Below are 18,307 nucleotides of genomic sequence, written 5' to 3' on the forward strand. Positions count from 1 at the left end.
GCCGGTCGTCGACCCGGATCGTTTCCAGGGGCCGGACGGGTCCTATCCCGGTCACTGGACCTCGGCCGGGCAGCCACAGGCGTGGCACCAACCGGAGAACCGGGCAGTGGCCCGGGAAACGATGTCGCTGGTCGAACGGGTCCCCGCTGTGGGCGCCGGGCCCGCGGGGCCGGGCGTCGCGCCGCCGGGCCCCCCCCCCCCGCGGCGGGGTGTGTCGGGCCGGGCCCAGCGGGTACCACAGGAGGACCGCAGAGTGCCTCAGGGGGCCCCATGACCGCACGCCACTACCGGATCCAACTCGACGGAGTCCTCGGCAGCCGGTTCAGCGGCTCGTTCGCCGGATTCCATCTCGAGCAGGCCCCGACCGGCACCGTCCTGGTTGGCACCTGCCCGGACTCCAGTGCCCTGTTCGGCGTCCTCGACCAGGTGGCGAATCTGGGGTTGGGCTTGCTGACCGTCGACTCGTACCCCGCCGAGGCCCCCGGTCCGTAGGCAACGGCCGAGTGTGCGAGGCCGCCATCCAGCACGGACCCAGTCGCTAGAACGTGCCGACCGAGTGCGGGACGAGCTCGCGGGCCAGCACTCCCGGTTCCTGCATGTATCCGGGCACCGTGACGCCGAACGTGTGCAGGATCGCCGGGGCCACCTCGAGCACCGACACGTCACGCCGCGGGCCAGGTGTGGGCGTCGGGTCCTGAGGGTCGTAGATGGCCAACACACCTTGCGGGACGTGATAGGCGGTGGTGTCGGAGCGTTCCTCGATCTCCACGTTCTCCAGGCCCACCGTGGCCGGGTCGTGGACGTGGCCGTCGACCCGCACCGCGTCCGGCGCGTCGTGCAAATTCGGCTGACCCCAGTCCATCGAGAAGAACCCGTCCGCAGACTGCCGGAACACCAGCGGCGTTCCGGCGACAGTCACCGTCCGCAGGGCCGTCTCGACCGCGCCGACGTACTCGGGCGCGATCCGGACGTTGCATTGCGGGTTCATCGCCGGGCGACGGCTCCACCCGCTCTCCGGAACCCCGGCGATCGCCTGCAGGAACAGCCCCGGGTCCTGCAGGTACAACTGGGTCTCCAGGGCCTGCGCCATGGTCGGGCCCTGGCCCATGCTGGAGGCGATCCATAGTTCGTAGTCAGGGTTCTCGTCGGCAAAGGTGGCGAGCCGGCCGATCATCCGGTCGGCCCGACCCATCGCCCACGGCACCTCCTCGCGGTACCGGTCCATCCAGTCGTCGCTCAGGCCGATCTCGTCATAGTCGTCCGGATGACCGGCCGCCCAGTACCGGTGCATGGCCGAGGCGACGTGGTTGGTGAAGAAGGTGCTGAACGCCGGACGGGTGTCGGTCAACGCCTTGACGAAGACGTCGAACGCGACGATCGCCTGCATCGACCGGCGGCGGGTGCTCAACCAGGGTCGTCGTCGCTCGGCGGCCAGTTGCCCGGCGAGCGCGGCGTAGGTGCTCGCGCGGACACCGATCTTGTGGCTGGTACGCAGGAACTTCAGGGCGGCGTCCCGCGGCACCGCGGTGTCCACATTCCGCGCGGAGGCCCGGACCATCATCAACTGGAACTCTTGGAACGGCACGAGTTCCGCCGGATGCGCGGTCGGATCGGTGGCGAAGGGGTCGGGCAGGTAGAAGGAATATCCGTCCATATCGGGCGGGGTCGGGAACGAGTGCAGGCTGCCGCAGACCCCGACCGACACCCCGGCCGACCGGAGCATCCGCCACACCGGCGGGAAGCAGTCGTCAGCCTCGGCCCGGTCCTGTCCGAACGCGCTGATCATGTGCTGCTCGTCGTTCACACCGCGGTGCAGTGTCGGCCACGTCGTCCACGGTGACAGGTGGCCCCGATCCGCGGCGATCGAGGTGTAGCAACGACTCTGGGGCAGCAACCGGGCCAGCGCGGAGTTCGGTTGCGCGGCGACGAATTCGTCGACGATCCGCCACGGCACCTCGTTGAGCTCGAACAGCATGATCCGACGGGTCATGGGCCGAAAGTACGCCGGGTGATCTCGATCATCGGGGATTTCGCTGCGTGGCGGACGAAGTTCCCCCGAGCGCGGCGCCTCCGGCCGAACCCCGGGCGGCGCGGGCTCGCATCACCCCTGCTCCAACACTTTCTGGCCCATGAAAATGACCCGCGCCGTCGACGCGCACCGACGTCCCGGCGGACGCTTGGCACCGGGACTTGCCGCGGCGCCGACACACCAGGACGACGCCTCGGGGCTCGACCCGCGGACGCGCCGGCAGCCGACGGTCACGGCGATCCCTGCAGAATCGTCCGCCCATCGGCCAAGCGGATCTCGAATGCCGAGATCCGTTCCCGCGGAACCGCAGTCGCCACCGGAATCCGCGCGGTAACCCCGGGCACCCCACTCCATGACCCGGCCGACGACTCGTGCCCATCGACGTCCACGATGGCCAGGTCGTACGGCACGGACGTGCGCATGGTCTCGTCGTACGAGCAGACAACGGTGATCGCCGTGCCCCAGCGCTTGTCGTCCAGCTCGAGGGTCGCGTTCATCGGCCCCGGCATCACCTGGGCCAGCGACACCGTGTCGTCCGGCGCGGCCGAGGGCGCGGCCGACGCGGAGCCAACGGAGGTCGAGACATTGCCGCCTCCCCCGGCCGACGGGGTCGGCTCCGGCCGGACCATCGCCCACACCACCACGACCATCAGCACGGCCGCCGCGGCGACCAGCCCGCTCACCGCCCACCGCCGGCGCCGACGGGCTCGTGTCACCCGGCCCAGCACCCTGGCCAGCACCGACGGCGGCACCGGCCGCTCGGGCCCGGTCAACGAGTCCTCGGTGGTCAGGGCGAGGAGCCCGGGCAACCCGGCCAGGCGACGGACCGACGCCTGACAGCCGGCACAGTCCCGCAGATGCTCCTCATACGTTCGCCGGTCGGCCGGCGAGAGCGCACCCAGCACGTAGGCGGCGTCGTCCTGACAGACCTGCCGGCTGCCGAATTCCTGGTCCGGTCCGCCCGTTGTCACGTCACCACCCCCATCTCCTCCAGGACCAGCCGCAGCGCATGCAGCGCGTAGTGCAGTCGAGACTTCACGGTGCCGACCGGCACTCCCAGCCGCGCCGCGGCCTGCGCCGCCGTGCAACCGCGGTAGTAGCACTCCAACAGCACCGCGCCGTGGTCGTGGCTGAGCCGGCGCATCGCCTCGGCGACCACGATCGCCTGCAGGGCCCGGTCGGTCGAGTCCGGTTCCATCGGTTCGGGTACCGACTCGGTCGACGTGGTGGGGCGGCGGCGGTCGGCCCGCCACCCGTCGACGACGATGTTGCGGGCGACGGTGAACAACCATCCGCGCGCCGATGACTCCTGCTGGGCGAGCACCGCCGGCCGGCGCCAGGCCCGGAACAGGGTCTCCTGCACCACATCCTCGGCCCGGGCCCGATCGCCCCCGGTCAGATGGAGCACGAAGCTCCACAACGCGGCGGCATGCTCGTCGTGCAGCGCTCGGAGCAGGGCCGCGTCATCCGGTTCCGGGCCGGTCGGCCGATCCGGGTCCGCATCGGGTTCCGCCCGCGGTCCGGACGGATCGGCGCGCCCGCGGTCACCGTCCCGTACCACGCCCCACCTCCACTCCGCCAGCCCGGCCGTCGTGCCTTGAGGACCGCCCGCCGAGCAGCGCCGGCGGGCGACTTGAGGCGGGAAGCCGCATGGGCCGGCACCGGGCCCCACGCTGCCAGAACCACGCCGGCGGGTCGAGAAGGGTTCGACGCGAACGGGCCGATGGCGCCGGCGACGATCAATGTGCGGTCGGCCGGTCGATCGGCCGGGCACCGCGCGTCACGACTGTCGGACCCGAGGGACACACTGGTGCCGACATCGGGAACTACTCCACCGAGCCGGACCACCCCCGGCCCGAAATGAGACAGGAGGCCAGCAATGTCCGATCCCGCCCGTTCAGACCCCGCCCCCCGGATCCTCGAGGTCCGCCCTCCCGAGCCGCCGCTGTCGGAAGCCGCCGCGGAGGCCTGGATCCCCCGAACCTGCTTCAAGAAGGGTCCGCCGAGGCGCATCGGCGTCGAACTGGAACTGCTGGTGGGCGGGCCCGGCCCGGATGCACTGGCCACCCACTACCCACGGCACCACTACCTGCATCTGATCAGAACCCTGGACGGCGGCCCGAGCCGGCTGGACGGCCGGTTGACGCTGGAACCCGGTGGGCAGGTCGAGCTCAGCTCCCGCCCCGGGCCGAACCTGCCGGAGACCGTCGACACCGTCCATCGGGACCTCACCCTCCTCCGCCGCCGGGCGCTGACCTGCGGCGCCCGGCTGATCGGGTCCGGTCTCGACCCCGTCCGACCACCCCGGCGGATCACCGACGAACCTCGCTACGCGGCGATGGAGCGGTACCTCCGACCCTGGGGGTCCGGTCCGGCGATGATGTGTTCGACCGCGTCCGTCCAGGTCAATGTGGAGGCGCAGACGCCGACCGGGAGCCTCGCCGACCGCTGGGAACTGCTGCACGCGATCGGACCCGCGCTCGTCGCCGCGTTCGCGAATTCGCCCCGGCGACACGGGCGGTCGACCGGCTTCCAGAGCACCCGGCAGGCCGTCTGGCAGAGCCTGGACCCGGCGCGCACCACCGCTCCGACGCGTCGGCCCGGCGAGGACCCGGCGACCGCCTACACCCGCTGGGCGCTCGACGCCCCGCTCATGCTGGTCCGGCGCGATGGTCCGGACTGGTCGGCCCCGCGGGGCCTGAGCTTTCGCGGCTGGCTGCGGCACGGCCGGGCGGCGGTCCCGGATCGACGACCGCCCACCGTCGACGACCTGGCCTACCACCTGACCACCCTCTTCCCGCCCGTCCGGGCACGCGGCCACCTCGAAGTTCGCTACCTGGATGCGCAGCCCGGCTGCTGGTGGATCGTGCCCACCGCCGTCCTGGCGGCCGTCCTCGACGATCCACGGGCGGCCGACCGGGCCCGGGACGCGTGCGAACCGGTCGGCGATCGCTGGCTGGCGGCCGCCCGGTCCGGTGTGCGCGACCCGGACCTGGCCCGCGCGGCCGTCGCCGTCCTGGGCACCGCCGTCGACAGTCTGCGCACCGACGGCGCGACCGCGCGGTTCGCCGACCAGGTCGAGGGCTACCTCCAACGGTGGACCCTGCGGGGCCGTTCCCCGGCCGACGACCCGCCGGGCACCGCGGGCGGGGAATACGCCTGCGGCGAGAACGCCGCCCCGACGTCGGCCGAGTTGACCAGGCCGCCATTCGACACCGCAGGGGGATGCGACCGGGATTCCGGCGACGCCGCAGCCGGAATGCCGGGGGCATTGCGTGGGGAGGGGATCGCATGACCGAGCACGACACGCTGCCCGACCGACCGTCCGACGACGCGGTGCGGGCCCGCATCGTCGACGATCTGACCCGGGCCCGGCGACGGACCGCCTTGCTCACCGAGGCCGTGGACGACGACGACCTGATCCGTCAGCACTCCCGGCTGATGTCACCCCTGGTCTGGGACCTGGCGCACATCGGCAACCAGGAAGAGTTGTGGCTGCTGCGGGACGTCGGCGGTCGCGATCCGCTGCTGCCGGAGACCGTCGACCAGCTCTACGACGCGTTCCAGCATCCCCGGGCCGACCGGCCGACGCTGCCGTTGCTCGACCCGGCCGCGTCCCGGCGCTACGTGACCGAGGTTCGCGGCAAGGTCATCGACCTGCTCGAGCGGACCCCGCTGCGCGGACGCCGACTCACCGAGGGCGGCTTCGTCTTCGGCATGATCGCCCAGCACGAGCAGCAGCATGCCGAGACCATGCTGGCCACCCACCAGCTGCGGCAGGGCGACCCGGTGCTGCACGCCCCGGCACCGCCGGACGCGCCCGACGTCCGGCTGCCGCCCGAGACCCTGGTCCCGGCCGGCGCCTTCACCATGGGCACCTCGGCCCACCCGTGGGCCCTGGACAACGAGCGGCCCGCGCATCAGGTGCAGGTCGACGCGTTCTGGCTGGACACGGTGCCGGTCTCGAACGCCGACTACCAGGATTTCATCGCCGACGGGGGGTACGACGACCGGCGCTGGTGGGACCCAGCCGGCTGGCACCACGTCCGGACCGTCGGCCTGTCCGCCCCGCTGTTCTGGCGACGCGACGGCCGGGACTGGCTGCGGCGCCGATTCGGCCGCACGGAAGTGGTGCCCGCCGACGAACCGGTAATGCATGTCTGCTGGTACGAGGCCGACGCCTACGCACGGTGGGCCGGCAAGCGGCTGCCGACCGAGTCCGAATGGGAAAAGGCCGCCCGGCACGACCCGGTCACCAACGACACCCGGCAATACCCGTGGGGCAATGACGACGCCACCCCCGACCGGGCGAACCTCGGCCAGGACCACCTCGGCCCGGCGCCGGTGGGTGCCTACCCGGCCGGTGCGAGCCCGCTGGGGATCCGCCAGCTGATCGGCGACGTCTGGGAATGGACGTCGAGCGACTTCGCCGGCTATCCCGGTTTCGCCGCCTGGCCGTACCGCGAGTACTCCGAGGTGTTCTTCGGTCCGGAGTACAAGGTGCTGCGGGGCGGCTCGTTCGCGGCCGACCGGGTGGCCTGCCGAGGCACGTTCCGGAACTGGGACTACCCGATCCGGCGGCAGATCTTCGCCGGGTTCCGGTGCGCCCGGGACTCCGCGCCCGGCGAGGGCTGACGGGTGTGCCGGCACGTGGCGTACGTCGGTGCGCCGATCCGGATGGGCGCGCTGCTCACCGACCCCCCGTTCGGTCTGGTCCGCCAGTCGTGGGCGCCGCGACGGCAGCAGCACGGAGTGGTCAACGCGGACGGGTTCGGGGTTGGCTGGTACCCGACCGGGCCACCGGTGGCCGGGACCGGGTCGGCCCCGGAGCCGGCCCGGCACCGCGGGGCGGGGCCGGTGTGGGCGGACGAAACCTTCGCCGAGTTGTCCCGGGTCATCTCCACGTCGGCCCTGCTGGCCGCTGTGCGGTCGGCCACGGTCGGCATGGTCGGTGGGCAGTCGGTGGCCGCGGCGGCGCCCTTCCGGCGGGGGCCCTGGTTGTTCAGCCACAACGGGGCCCTGCCCGGGTGGCCGGAGAGCGCGTCGCGACTCGGCTGGGGCCTGGACCCGGGCGTGCTGGCCACCCTGGACGCGCCGACCGACTCCGCCCTGCTCTGGGCGATCACCGTCGATCTGCTGGGCCGGGGCAAGACCGCCGCCAGCGCGTTGACCGAGGTGATCGCGCGCGTCCAGGACGCCGGCGGCGGTCGGGCCACCATGCTGCTGACCGACGGGCACACGATCACCGCGACGGCCTGGGGCACCAGCCTGTGCTGGCGCCGGCTGCCCGACGGGGTGGTCGTTGCCTCCGAGCCCTACGACGACGACCCCGGCTGGGTCGATGTTCCCGACCGATCCCTGCTGACCGCCCGGCCCGACGGAGTCGCCGTCGAGCCGTTCGCGCCGACCCAAGACGGGCTGGACCGATGACTGTTGACCACACCCGGCATGGCTACACCTTCGACGACCATTTGCCGGCCGACTTCGCCGACCGGAGCCTGCGCGAGGACGTGCTCGTCGGCTTGACCGCCGCACATCGATGGCTGCCGCCAAAGTGGTTTTACGACAAGGTCGGCAGCGAGTTGTTCGAGGACATCACCCGCCTGCCCGAGTACTACCCGACCCGGACGGAACGGTCGATCCTGGCCGCCCGGGCGCGGGAGATCGTCGCCTTGGCCGGAACGCGCACGCTGGTCGAGCTCGGATCCGGGTCCTCGGACAAGACCCGGCTGGTGCTGGACGCGATGTCGACGGCCGCCGCCGGGCGGGATGCCCGGCCGACAGGCGACGACGAACCGGCCGACTACGTCGCGCTGGACGTGAGCGAGGACGCGCTACGGCTGGCCTGTGCCGGTCTCGTCGCGCAGTACCCCGACCTGCGGATCGCGGCGGTGCGGGCCGACTTCACCCATCAACTCGATGTGCTGCCGGACGGTCCGGGCCGGACCGTCGCCTTCCTCGGCGGCACCATCGGCAATTTCGACCCCGAGCACCGTGCGGCGTTCCTCGAGTCCCTGCGGGCCCGGCTGCGGCCGGGCGACCATTTCCTGCTGGGGGCCGATCTGGTGAAGTCGCCGCAGATCCTGATCCCGGCCTACGACGACGCGGCCGGCGTCACCGCCGCGTTCAACCTCAACGTTCTGGACGTGCTGAACCACCGGCTGGGCGCCGATTTCCGCCGGTCCGATTTCACGCACGTCGCGGTCTGGGATCCGGTGCACGAGTGGATCGAGATGCGGCTGCGGGCCACCCGAGAGGTCGCCGTCCGGATCGACGACGTCGGCCTGGATGTCCGCCTCGAGCCGGGAGCAGAGATCCGCACCGAGATCTCCGCCAAGTTCCGGCGGGACCGGCTGACCGACGAGCTGACCGCGGCCGGTTTCACCGGCCGGGGATGGTGGACGGACGACCGGAGGTGGTTCTCACTGTCCCTGTGGGGCGTGCGCTGACGCGGCTCCGGAGCGCGCCGTGTGCACGCAGGACCGGCGGTGCGCCCGGCGGCGTGCCGCCGGGCTAGGTTCAGACCCCGACGAGTTCGGTCCAACCGGCGCCCGACGGCGTCGGCCGCTGGGTCGCCGCGGTCGGGGACGACTCGCCTGGGACCGGCCGTCCGGGGATCGGAGCGACCGTTTGGGTCGCGGTGCCCTCGGCCAGCTGGTCGCTCGCATCACGGCGGAGTGTGCACGGCTCCTGGGCGGCGTCGTCGTACGGTCCCTGGATGTACTCCGGCCGGGCGTGCCGGCCGAAGGTGATGGCCCGGATCCCGGACCAGTCGCCGAGGTGCCCGCGGACCGCATCGAATCCGGGGGCTGCCTCGAAGCCGAGCGCCCGGGCGAATCGCGCCGACCCCAGCACCAGCTGCTGGGCCAGCTCGATCGGCGCCGCGATCGGCGGCTGCCGGTAGCCCGCGAAGAACGTCCGGGTGAACTGGGCATGTTGCTGGTCGTTGAGAACCCGCGGCCCGATGACGTCCTTGACCCCCCGGCAGTACAGGTCGACCAGGTACCCGCAGGCGCTCACCGTGTCGCGGCCGGCACTCCGGGCCACCAGCACTGCGGCCAGGCCAGGGGTGTCGGTAACGGCGTCGGACCGTTCGGGCCACCGGAACCGCTCGTCGACCAGCAACCCGGCGCTCCACCCGGCGCTCACCCAGCAGGCCCGCACCTCACCTGCGGCGAGTGCACGGGCGCCGGCCAGCGCCGGCTGCCGAACGAAGGCCGCGGCGATGACCCGCGGCAGGTCCAGCACCTTGGCGATCTGCCGGGCCGAGTACCCGTGAGCGCGCAGCGGACGGGTTCGCAGGACTTCCTCGGGACTCCGACTGCGGACTCGCCCTGGGGTCATGCCGTGAGGATGCCAGGCGCATCGGCCGATCCGTGGGCGACACGCATGGGGTGCTTCGTGCGTGGTCGGCCGGTGACCCGCCAGGATGCGTGCGGTCGTCAGCCCTGGGCGGGGGCCATTTCGTGGGCGGAGACCCCGACCAGGTGAGCGAGCTCTTCGACCTGGTCCTTGGCGTCGCCGAACAGCATGGCCGTGTTCTCGCGGAAGAACAGCGGGTTCTGCACGCCGGCGTATCCGGTGGCCATCGACCGTTTGAAGACCACGACGTGCTTGGCCTCCCAGACCTGCAGGACGGGCATGCCGGCGATCGGCGAGCTGGGGTCCTCGGCGGCGGCCGGGTTGACGGTATCGTTGGCGCCGATCACCAGGACGACGTCGGTGTCCGGGAAGTCGTCCTGGATCTCGTCCATCTCCAGCACGATGTCGTAGGGCACGCGGGCCTCGGCCAGCAGCACGTTCATGTGCCCGGGCAGCCGGCCGGCGACCGGGTGCACCGCGAACTTGACGTCCTTGCCCATCGCCCGCAGCTTGCTCGTCAGGTCGGCCACCGGGTACTGGGCCTTGGCCACGGCCATGCCGTACCCCGGGGCGATGACCACGGTCTGCGATTCGCGGAGCAGTTCGGCCAGGTCGCCGGTGGTGGTCTCGCGGTGCTCGCCGTAGTCCACGTCGGTAGCGGACTTGGCCCCGCCCGTGGATTCGGAGCCGAACCCGCCGAGGATGACCGCCGTGAACTTGCGGTTCATCGCCTTGCACATGATGTAACTCAGGATCGCGCCGGACGAACCGACGAGCGCGCCGGTGATGATCAGCAGGTTGTTGCTCAGCATGAAGCCGGCCGCGGCGGCCGCCCACCCCGAGTACGAGTTCAGCATGGAGACGACCACCGGCATGTCGCCGCCGCCGATCGCGGCGACCAGGTGCAGGCCCAGCAGCAGCGCCAGCACCGTCATGATCAGCAATGGGAGCAGGCTGGGCGCGGCCACAAACCAGACCAGCAGGCCGGCGCTGATCACCAGGATCAACAGGTTGAGCAGGTTCCGGGACGGCAGGGTCAGCGGCGCCGACTTCATCTTCGCGGACAGCTTGAGGTACGCGATGATCGAACCGGTAAACGTCACCGCGCCGATGAACACCCCGAGGAACACCTCGACCAGGTGCACCGCATCGGCGTGGTCCTCGGTCAGGTACGAGTTGAACCCGACCAGCACTGCGGCCAGCCCGACGAAGCTGTGCAGGATCGCGATCATCTGCGGCATCTGCGTCATCTCGACCCGCCGCGCCGCGATCGTGCCGATCACCGCGCCGATCAGCAGCGCCCCGGCGATCAGCGCCGCGGTCACCGCAACGGCCTGCTCCGAATTCAGCAACGCCAGCAGCACCGTCGCGGCCAACGCCAGGGCCATACCGATCTTGCCGGCGGTGTTACCGGCCTTGGCGCTGCGCTGATGGGACAGGCCGGCCAGCGACAGGATGAACAGCACGCCCGCAATCACGTAGGCGGCCTGGACCAGGGAATACCAGCGCTCGTCGACCACCGAAATCACGCGTCCTTCCGGAACATGGAGATCATCCGTCCGGCCACCGCGAACCCGCCGAAGATGTTGATCGAGGCAACCGTCGCGGCGATGAACGCCAGCACCACCACGGCCACGTTCGTGCTGCCCAACTGCAGCAGGGCACCGACCAGGATGATCCCGGAGATGGCGTTGGTCTGGGCCATCAGCGGGGTGTGCAGGGACGCGGACACGTTGGTGATCACGTAGAAGCCGACGAACACGGCCAGCACGAACACGGTGAAGTACCCCTGGAAGCTGCCCGGGGAGAAGGTGATCGCCAACCCGACCAGTACCGCCGCCACGCCGAACCAGGCGTACATCCGCTGCTGCTTGCGGCGGGCCTGCTCGGCCAGCTCGGCGGCGGTGGGCACCGGCGGCGCCGGCTTGTCGTCGACCGCGGCCTTGGGCGCGGCCGACACCTGCACCGGCGGCGGCGGCCACAGCACCTGACCGGCATGGGTGACGGTGATCGCCCGCTGCACCACGTCGTCCAGGTCCAGGACGAGCTGCCCGTCCTTGCCCGGCGTGAGCAGCTTGAGCAGGTTGACGATGTTCGTCCCGTACAGCTGGGAGGTGTGCGCCGGCATCCGGCTGGTCAGATCCTTGTACCCGATGATCGTCACGCCGTTGTCGGTGACGATCTTCTCGCCGGGCACGGTGGCCTCGCAGTTGCCGCCGCCGACCGCGGCCAGGTCGACGATCACGCTGCCCGGCTTCATCTTCGCGACCATCTCGGCGGTGATCGTGGTGGGCGCCCACCCGCGGACCAGCGCGGTGGTGATCACGATGTCGGCCTTGGCGGATTCCTCCGCGTACATCCGCTGGGTCGCGGCCTCCTGGTCCTCGGTCAGCTTCTGCGCGTACCCGTCGGCGGAACGCTGCTGCTGCGCCGCGGCGGCCTGGACGAACGTGGCGCCCATCGACTCGATCTGCTCGCCCACCTCCGGGCGCACGTCGAATGCCCGGACCTGCGCGCCCAGGCTCACCGCCGCGCCGATCGCGGCCAGCCCGGCGACCCCGGCGCCGATGATGAACACCGTCGCCGGCTGGGTCTTGCCGGCCGCGGTCACCTGCCCGGCGAACATGCCGCCGTAGGACTCGGCCGCGTCGATCACCCCCCGGTACCCGGCGATATTGCTCATGGTCGACAGCACGTCCATCGACTGCGCCCGGGAGATCCGCGGGATCGCCAGCAGGTTCAACCCGGTCGCCCGCCGCGCCTGCAAGGCCTCGATCAGCTCGGGATGCTCGGTCGGCGTCATCCGGTCGATCAGGAAGGCGCCGTCGGCGAGCCGGGCCACCTCGTCGGGGGTCGGCTCGTTGACCTTGGTGACGATGTCGGCCGCCCACACCTGCGCGGAGGTGCCCAGCGACGCCCCGGCCCCGACGTAGTCGTCGTCCGGGAACTTCGCCGCCGCCCCGGCCCCGGCCTCCACGACCACCTCGTACCCGAGCGTGATCAGCTTGGCCACCGTTTTCGGGGTCGCCGAGACCAGCGTCTCGCCCGGCTGCTCTTCCCTGGGAATTCCGATGCGCACGGGACGACTCTGCCTTCCATCGAAATCACGTACTCCGCTGTACACGCCGCCGCAGGACACTATCGAACCGCGGGCGCGTGGCCGACCAGCACCATCGGACGGACGGCCGGATCACCGGGCGCCGGGAAAACGTTCGGCCGTCCCTCGTCACACCGAAAATACTGCCTGGGCCGCCCCACCAGGAACCCACTGGCTACCCTTGATCGGCACATCGGAAGGGCCGGCGACATGCGCGAGAACAACGGTGCCGGGCGTGACTGACCCGGGCCTGTCACGGCAGTTGGGCACCGCGGACGGGGTGATCATCGGGCTGGGTTCGATGATCGGCGCGGGCATCTTCGCCGCGCTGGCCCCGGCTGCCGCCGCGGCGGGCTCCGGGCTGCTGATCGCACTGGCCGTCGCGGCCGTCGTCGCCTACTGCAACGCCACGTCGTCGGCCCGGCTGGCGGCGCGTTACCCGGCCTCGGGCGGGACCTACGTCTACGGCCGGGAACGGCTCGGCGAGTTCTGGGGGTACCTGGCCGGGTGGGGGTTCATCGTCGGGAAGACCGCGTCCTGCGCGGCCATGGCGTTGACCGTCGGCAGCTACGTGTGGCCCGGCCAGGCCCATGCCGTCGCGGTGGCCGCCGTCGTCGCGGTCACCGGCCTGACCTGCGTGGGGGTCCAGCGGACGGCGTGGGCCACGCGGGTGATCGTGACGATCGTGCTGGCCGTGTTGGCCGCCGTCCTCACCGCCTGCCTGACCAGCCCCGTCGCCGACGCCGGCCGGCTGGTCATCGGCAGCGACGCCACCCCGGGCGGCGTCCTGCAGGCGGCCGGCCTGCTGTTCTTCGCGTTCGCCGGTTACGCCCGGATCGCCACCCTCGGCGAGGAGATGCGCGACCCCACCCGCACCATTCCTCGGGCGATCACGGTCGCACTGGCCATTGCCCTGGCGGTCTACGCCGCAGTCGCCGTTGCCGTTCTGATGGTGCTCGGCCCGGCCATGGTGGCCGCCGCGACCGATCCCCTCGCCCAGGCGGTGGCCGCCGCCGGACGACCCTGGCTCGTTCCGGTGGTGCGGGTGGGGGCGGCGGTGGCGGCCGTCGGCTCCCTGCTGGCCCTGTTGCTGGGCGTCTCGCGCACCACCCTGGCTATGGCCCGCGACCGGCACCTGCCGAGGTGGTTGGCGGCGGTGAGCCCGCGCGCCCGGGTGCCCCGGCACGCCGGTGTCGCCATCGGCACGATCGTCGCCGTGCTGGCGGCGACCGTCGATGTGCGCGGCGCGATCGGGTTCTCCTCGTTCGGGGTGCTGGCGTACTACGCCATCGCCAACGCCTCCGCCTGGACCCTCACCCCGGCCGAGGGCCGGCCGCCCCGGCTGGTACCCGTCGTCGGGCTGGGCGGCTGCCTGCTGCTGGCGCTGTTCCTGCCGGTGTCGTCGGTGCTGACCGGGGCGGCCGTCCTGGGTCTGGGCGCCGTGGCCTACGCGCTGACCCGCCGCCGATCGACGGATCGCCCCGCGCCGCGCTGATGGGCTCGGGCCCTGTGGGTCTGCTGTGCAGATGACCGGAACAAGCTCCATGTGAGAAAGCTCTGACCTCGGTCGCCGAGGATTGTTGAAGTCGCATGCACCCGGCGTGCGATCCGAGGACGACCAGGTGACCAACGATGCCCGAGCGAGAGTCCGCATGACCGCCGTCGCGGCCCGGCCGCGGATGGCGCCCTCCCGGCGTCCGGTCGACGGGACCCGCGCACGGTTCGACGCCGCGGTTCGGTGGGGGTCGGCGATGCTGCTGTGGAGCGCCCTGCTGCTCGTGACCTACTGGTGGGCGGCCGGCGGCGGTCTGCAGGACCTGCTGACCTGGACGACGGCGCTGGATTCGGTCGGCCGGTTGACCGCGCTGATCGCCTCGGTGCTGCTGCTGGCCCAGGTGCTGCTGATGGCCCGCGTTCCGATGCTGGAGCGGGCCTTCGGGCAGGACCGGTTGGCCCGCACCCACCGGCTGGTCGGCTTCACCTCGTTCACCCTGATGCTCGCCCACATCGGGCTGATCACCTGGGGGTACGCGGGCGGCCGGCTGCGTCAGACGGTGAGCACGTTCTGGACGCTGACGGTGGACTACCCGGGCATGCTGCTGGCCCTGGCCGGCACCGGCTGCCTGGTGATGGTGGTGGTGACCAGCATCCGGGCGGCCCGGCGGCGGCTGCGGTACGAGTCCTGGCACCTGCTGCACCTGTACGCGTACCTCGGCGTGTTCCTGGCCCTGCCGCACCAGTTGTGGACCGGCCAGGAATTCCTGGCCTCGACCGGGCGCACCGTGTTCTGGTGGACCGCCTGGATCGTCACCGCCGGTGCGGTGCTGGTCTGGCGGGTCGCGCTGCCGCTGCTGCGCAGCGCCCGGTACGGGCTGCGCGTCGCCCGCGTGGTGGTCGAGGCCCCCGGGGTGGTGTCCGTCCACCTCGACGGCCGGGAGCGCGGACTTCGCCCCGAAGCCGGACAGTTCTTCACCTTTCGCTTCCTGACCGGCCGCGGATGGATGCGTGCGCACCCGTACTCCCTGTCCGCCGAGCCGGCCGGGGGTGGGATGCGGTTCACCGCCAAGGTCGTCGGTGACGGCAGCCGGGGCCTGGTCGATCTGCGGCCGGGCACCCGGGTGCTCGTCGAGGGCCCGTACGGGCGGCTCACCGCTCGCGCCCGCACCCGCCGACGGGTGGCGTTGATCGGCGCCGGGGTCGGCATCACGCCGCTGCGCGCGCTCGCCGAGTCGCTCGACTACGCGACGGGCGAGGCCGTGCTGATCCACCGGTTCACCGATCAACCGCTGTTCCCCGGAGAGTTCCGGGCGTTGAGCCGGGCCCGCGGGCTGCGGGTGGTCCTGCTGCCCGGCCACCGGCGGGCGCCCGGCTCGTGGCTCGGCGACGAGGTGCCGCCGGTCGACGACGTCGCGGCGCTCGCCGTCCTGGTGCCCGGCATCGGTGAGCACGAGGTGTTCATCTGCGGCCCGCAGGGCTGGGCCGACGACGTCGCCCGGACGGCGCAGGCCGCCGGGGTGCCGGCCGAGCACATCCATATCGAATCCTTTGGCTGGTGACCCGTCATGAAACGCATCGTGCTGTGGGCGATGAGCACGCTGACCGTCCTGGTCCTGCTGTTCGGCTACCACACCTCGACCTCGTCCCGGATGGCCGCCGCGGCGGACAGCGCGGCCATCGCCCCGATCAACGGCGGTCAACCCGCGACGACCGGGGGCACGTCCGCGGCGGGATCGGCCGCCGGGGCGACCGGCTCCGCCTCCACCTCGGCCTCGGCCAGGGCGGCGGGGTCGGCGGGTTCGGCGGGTTCGGCGAGCGCCACCAGCACGCTGACCGGTTCGGTGGCGCAGACCCGATGGGGACCGGTCCAGGTGCGGATCACCGTCGCCGGCGGCCGGGTCACCGACGTGTCCGTCGTCCAGTACCCACACGAGAACGGCAAGGATCAGCAGATCAACGCCCGCGCGCTGCCGGTGCTGATCGACGAGACGATCTCCGCGCAGAGTGCGTCGATCGACATGGTCAGCGGAGCCACCATCACCAGCGAGGGCTATGTCCAGTCCCTGCAGAGCGCGCTGGATCAGGCCGGTCTGTGATGCGGGTGAGCGGCCGGACATCCGTCGACGAGCGGATCGTACGGTCCGTGGCGCACGTGATGGGCATGCCGATCAGCCTGGCCCTGCGCGGCCGGCACGCCGCCGACGAGGCCGGCCGTTCGGCCTGGATCAGGGTGGTCGCGAGCCTGCGTGAGGCGGACCTGGTGTTCAGCACCTACCGGCCCGACTCGGCGATCTCCCGCCTCGGCCGGGGTGAGATCGGGCCCGCCGACTGCCCGCCGGAGGTGGCCGAGGTCCTGCGTCTGGGCGACACCGCCACCGCCGAGTCGCACGGCGCATTCGCGGTGCGTCGCCCGCGGCCCGGCGGGGGAACCGTGCTGGACCCCAGCGGCGTGGTCAAAGGCTGGGCGGTCGAACGCGCCGCGGCGGCGCTCCGGGAACTGCCGGACACCGGCTTCTGCCTGTCCGCGGGCGGCGACCTGACCTGCCGAACCGCCCGGCCCGACGCGCCGCCGTGGCGGATCGGCATCGAGGACCCGCTGGACCCGGCCCGGGTGCTGGCCGTGGTCCCGATCCGGACCGGAGCGGTCGCCACGTCGGGCACCGCCCATCGCGGATCGCACCTGATCGACGCTCGGACCGGCCGGGCCCCGGCCGCGGTCGCCTCGGTGACCGTCATCGCGGACTCGCTGACCTGGGCGGACATCGACGCCACCGCCGCCTACGCACTCGGCCCGGAGGCGGCCCGCTGGCTGGGGACCCGACCCGACCGGACCGGCCTGGTGGCCTGGCGCGACGGCACCTCATCGATCGTCGGCCCGGTCGTCGGCGATTCCGGCTGATCCCCCCGGATCGATCGTCCGGATCGCCTCCGGCATCGAGCAGACCACCGGCGGGATCGTCGCCCTCGCGCCGCCCACCGGCACCCCAACGGCCACCGCTTCACGGCCGCACATCCCGCACGAGATCGACGTCGACTGAGGATGATCCGATCCGTTCCCGGTCCGGCCGGCACCGTCCGCGGGGTGTCCGGGAGGTCGGGACCATCGACCCTGGGGGGAGCGACCCGACCCGGACAGGGTGGAGGTGCCCCGCGTGATCGGAGAAGCCATGCGTACGTATGTCATCACCGGATCGGCCTCGGGAATCGGACTGGCCACCGCGACCCTGCTTCGGGCGCGGGGCGACGTTGTCATCGGCGTCGACCGGCACCATGCCGAGGTGATCGCCGACCTGTCGACCGAGCAGGGGCGGGAGGCGATGGTGCGCGGGGTGACCGCGCGCACCGGCGGCCACGTCGACGCGGTCGTCGCCAACGCCGGGCTCGCCTCCCCCACCGCCGCCACGGTGGCGGTGAACTACTACGGCGCGCTGGCCACCCTGGAGGGCCTGCACCCGCTGCTGTTGCGGTCGCCCACCCCCCGGGCCGTCGCCACCGCATCCATGGCCTCGCTGATGCCGGTCGACGAGCAACTGGAACGAACGCTCCTGGAGGGCGCCGAGACCGATGCCATGGAACTGGCCGCCACACTCGCCCACGCCGGCGGCGAAACGATCTACGCCACCAGCAAGCGCGCGCTCGCCCGCTGGATCCGCCGCCATGCCGCGACGGACCAGTGGGCCGGCGCCGGCATCCCCCTCAACGCGATCGCGCCCGGCATCATCCGCACCCCCATGACGGCGGACCTCGTCGCCACCCCCGAGGCGGCCGCGGGCCTGCTGGAGCGGGTCCCGATGCCGTTGCACGGCATCGCCCGACCCGAGGCCTGCGCGTCCCTGATCGCCTGGCTGACCAGCACGGACAACACCCATCTGTGCGGGCAGGTGGTGTTCATCGACGGCGGTTCGGAGGTGCTGATTCGGGGCGATTCGACGTGGTGATCGCGGTCTCCCCGACGACTGCCGCCCGGCGCGGCGTCCCCCGGCGTTCGGAGGACGACCTCGCCGGGTTGTTGGAGCCCGCGATCACCGAGCTCGTCGATCGACTCGGTGCCACCTACCCGACTCGACAGATCTACGCGGAAGCGACCCGGGCCATGCACGACCTGAGCGGGTCGATCCACGTCGAGGCGTTGCCGGACATGGTCGGCCGGCTCGTCGCGGACCGGCTGAGCCGGCAGCGACATCTCGCCATGGTCGTCATGGACCCGATCGTCAGCGACCCGCAGGTGATCGGGGCGCGGCCGCGCACCCCGGCATCGGACCGGGTGAGGACCTTGGTCCCTGGCGCAGCCCCAGCCGGCCGACGATAGTTGTTGCTGCCGG

At 72.1% G+C, this 18,307-nt stretch carries 17 protein-coding genes; 11 read left to right on the plus strand and 6 right to left on the minus strand.

The genetic code is table 11. The features are described 5' to 3' along the window. Window positions 1–270: 270 nt before the first annotated feature. Complete coding sequence (locus ACILSK_RS20080; RefSeq protein ID WP_395728961.1) at window positions 271–492, plus strand: hypothetical protein; 222 nt, start codon at window positions 271–273, stop codon at window positions 490–492. A 46-nt stretch (window positions 493–538) separates the two neighbouring features. On the opposite strand, the gene ACILSK_RS20085 is transcribed toward ACILSK_RS20080, so the two are convergent. From ACILSK_RS20085 to ACILSK_RS20095, 3 genes are all read right to left on the minus strand, one after another. Next, window positions 539–1,990, minus strand: coding sequence for a hypothetical protein (locus ACILSK_RS20085; protein ID WP_395728962.1), 1,452 nt, complete (start codon window positions 1,988–1,990; stop codon window positions 539–541). 269 nt (window positions 1,991–2,259) lie between these two features. Further along, a complete protein-coding gene (locus tag ACILSK_RS20090; RefSeq protein WP_395728963.1) occupies window positions 2,260–3,000 on the minus strand; it encodes an anti-sigma factor family protein in 741 nt (246 codons plus the stop codon). Next, window positions 2,997–3,485, minus strand: coding sequence for a sigma-70 family RNA polymerase sigma factor (locus ACILSK_RS20095; protein ID WP_395729043.1), 489 nt, complete (start codon window positions 3,483–3,485; stop codon window positions 2,997–2,999). Before ACILSK_RS20095 ends, ACILSK_RS20090 begins: the two co-directional genes overlap by 4 nt. Window positions 3,486–3,908: 423 nt before the next feature. Between ACILSK_RS20095 and egtA the strand changes: the two genes are divergently transcribed. From egtA to egtD, 4 genes are read left to right on the plus strand one after another with little or no spacing between them, the layout of a single operon-like run. Further along, a complete protein-coding gene (gene egtA / locus ACILSK_RS20100; protein ID WP_395728964.1) occupies window positions 3,909–5,324 on the plus strand; it encodes an ergothioneine biosynthesis glutamate--cysteine ligase EgtA in 1,416 nt (471 codons plus the stop codon). Next, on the plus strand, window positions 5,321–6,664 hold the full coding sequence (egtB, locus tag ACILSK_RS20105) for an ergothioneine biosynthesis protein EgtB (RefSeq protein WP_395728965.1): 1,344 nt from the start codon (window positions 5,321–5,323) through the stop codon (window positions 6,662–6,664). The genes egtA and egtB overlap by 4 nt, the downstream gene beginning before the upstream one ends. A 3-nt stretch (window positions 6,665–6,667) precedes the next feature. Next, window positions 6,668–7,459 (plus strand): ergothioneine biosynthesis protein EgtC, encoded by a 792-nt coding sequence (gene egtC / locus ACILSK_RS20110; protein ID WP_395728966.1) that lies wholly within the window; start codon window positions 6,668–6,670, stop codon window positions 7,457–7,459. Continuing rightward, window positions 7,456–8,478 (plus strand): L-histidine N(alpha)-methyltransferase, encoded by a 1,023-nt coding sequence (egtD, locus tag ACILSK_RS20115; RefSeq protein WP_395728967.1) that lies wholly within the window; start codon window positions 7,456–7,458, stop codon window positions 8,476–8,478. The genes egtC and egtD overlap by 4 nt, the downstream gene beginning before the upstream one ends. A gap of 70 nt (window positions 8,479–8,548) precedes the next feature. Here the strand turns inward: egtD and ACILSK_RS20120 are convergent, their stop codons facing one another. From ACILSK_RS20120 to ACILSK_RS20130, 3 genes are all read right to left on the minus strand, one after another. Continuing rightward, window positions 8,549–9,373, minus strand: coding sequence for a helix-turn-helix domain-containing protein (locus ACILSK_RS20120; RefSeq protein ID WP_395728968.1), 825 nt, complete (start codon window positions 9,371–9,373; stop codon window positions 8,549–8,551). Between the two features lie 98 nt (window positions 9,374–9,471). Beyond that, window positions 9,472–10,920, minus strand: coding sequence for a Re/Si-specific NAD(P)(+) transhydrogenase subunit beta (gene pntB, locus ACILSK_RS20125; protein ID WP_395728969.1), 1,449 nt, complete (start codon window positions 10,918–10,920; stop codon window positions 9,472–9,474). Then, window positions 10,917–12,470 carry a Re/Si-specific NAD(P)(+) transhydrogenase subunit alpha gene (locus ACILSK_RS20130; protein WP_395728970.1) on the minus strand — a complete coding sequence of 518 codons (1,554 nt, stop codon included), beginning with the start codon at window positions 12,468–12,470 and terminating at the stop codon, window positions 10,917–10,919. Before ACILSK_RS20130 ends, pntB begins: the two co-directional genes overlap by 4 nt. 253 nt (window positions 12,471–12,723) lie before the next feature. On the opposite strand from ACILSK_RS20130, the gene ACILSK_RS20135 reads away from it, so the two are divergent. From ACILSK_RS20135 to ACILSK_RS20160, 6 genes are all read left to right on the plus strand, one after another. Further along, on the plus strand, window positions 12,724–13,983 hold the full coding sequence (locus tag ACILSK_RS20135; protein WP_395728971.1) for an APC family permease: 1,260 nt from the start codon (window positions 12,724–12,726) through the stop codon (window positions 13,981–13,983). 157 nt (window positions 13,984–14,140) lie between these two features. Beyond that, window positions 14,141–15,544 (plus strand): ferric reductase-like transmembrane domain-containing protein, encoded by a 1,404-nt coding sequence (locus ACILSK_RS20140; protein ID WP_395728972.1) that lies wholly within the window; start codon window positions 14,141–14,143, stop codon window positions 15,542–15,544. 6 nt (window positions 15,545–15,550) lie between these two features. Continuing rightward, a complete protein-coding gene (locus ACILSK_RS20145; RefSeq protein WP_395728973.1) occupies window positions 15,551–16,081 on the plus strand; it encodes an FMN-binding protein in 531 nt (176 codons plus the stop codon). 47 nt (window positions 16,082–16,128) lie between these two features. Beyond that, window positions 16,129–16,884, plus strand: a complete 756-nt coding sequence (locus tag ACILSK_RS20150) for an FAD:protein FMN transferase (RefSeq protein ID WP_395728974.1) — start codon at window positions 16,129–16,131, stop codon at window positions 16,882–16,884. Window positions 16,885–17,152: 268 nt separating this feature from the next. Beyond that, complete coding sequence (locus ACILSK_RS20155) at window positions 17,153–17,923, plus strand: SDR family oxidoreductase (RefSeq protein ID WP_395728975.1); 771 nt, start codon at window positions 17,153–17,155, stop codon at window positions 17,921–17,923. Then, window positions 17,917–18,294, plus strand: a complete 378-nt coding sequence (locus ACILSK_RS20160; RefSeq protein WP_395728976.1) for a hypothetical protein — start codon at window positions 17,917–17,919, stop codon at window positions 18,292–18,294. The genes ACILSK_RS20155 and ACILSK_RS20160 overlap by 7 nt, the downstream gene beginning before the upstream one ends. The last annotated feature ends 13 nt before the right edge of the window (window positions 18,295–18,307 follow it).

Source organism: Nakamurella sp., from assembly GCF_044224575.1.
In the GTDB taxonomy this organism is placed as follows: Bacteria; Actinomycetota; Actinomycetes; order Mycobacteriales; family Nakamurellaceae; genus Nakamurella.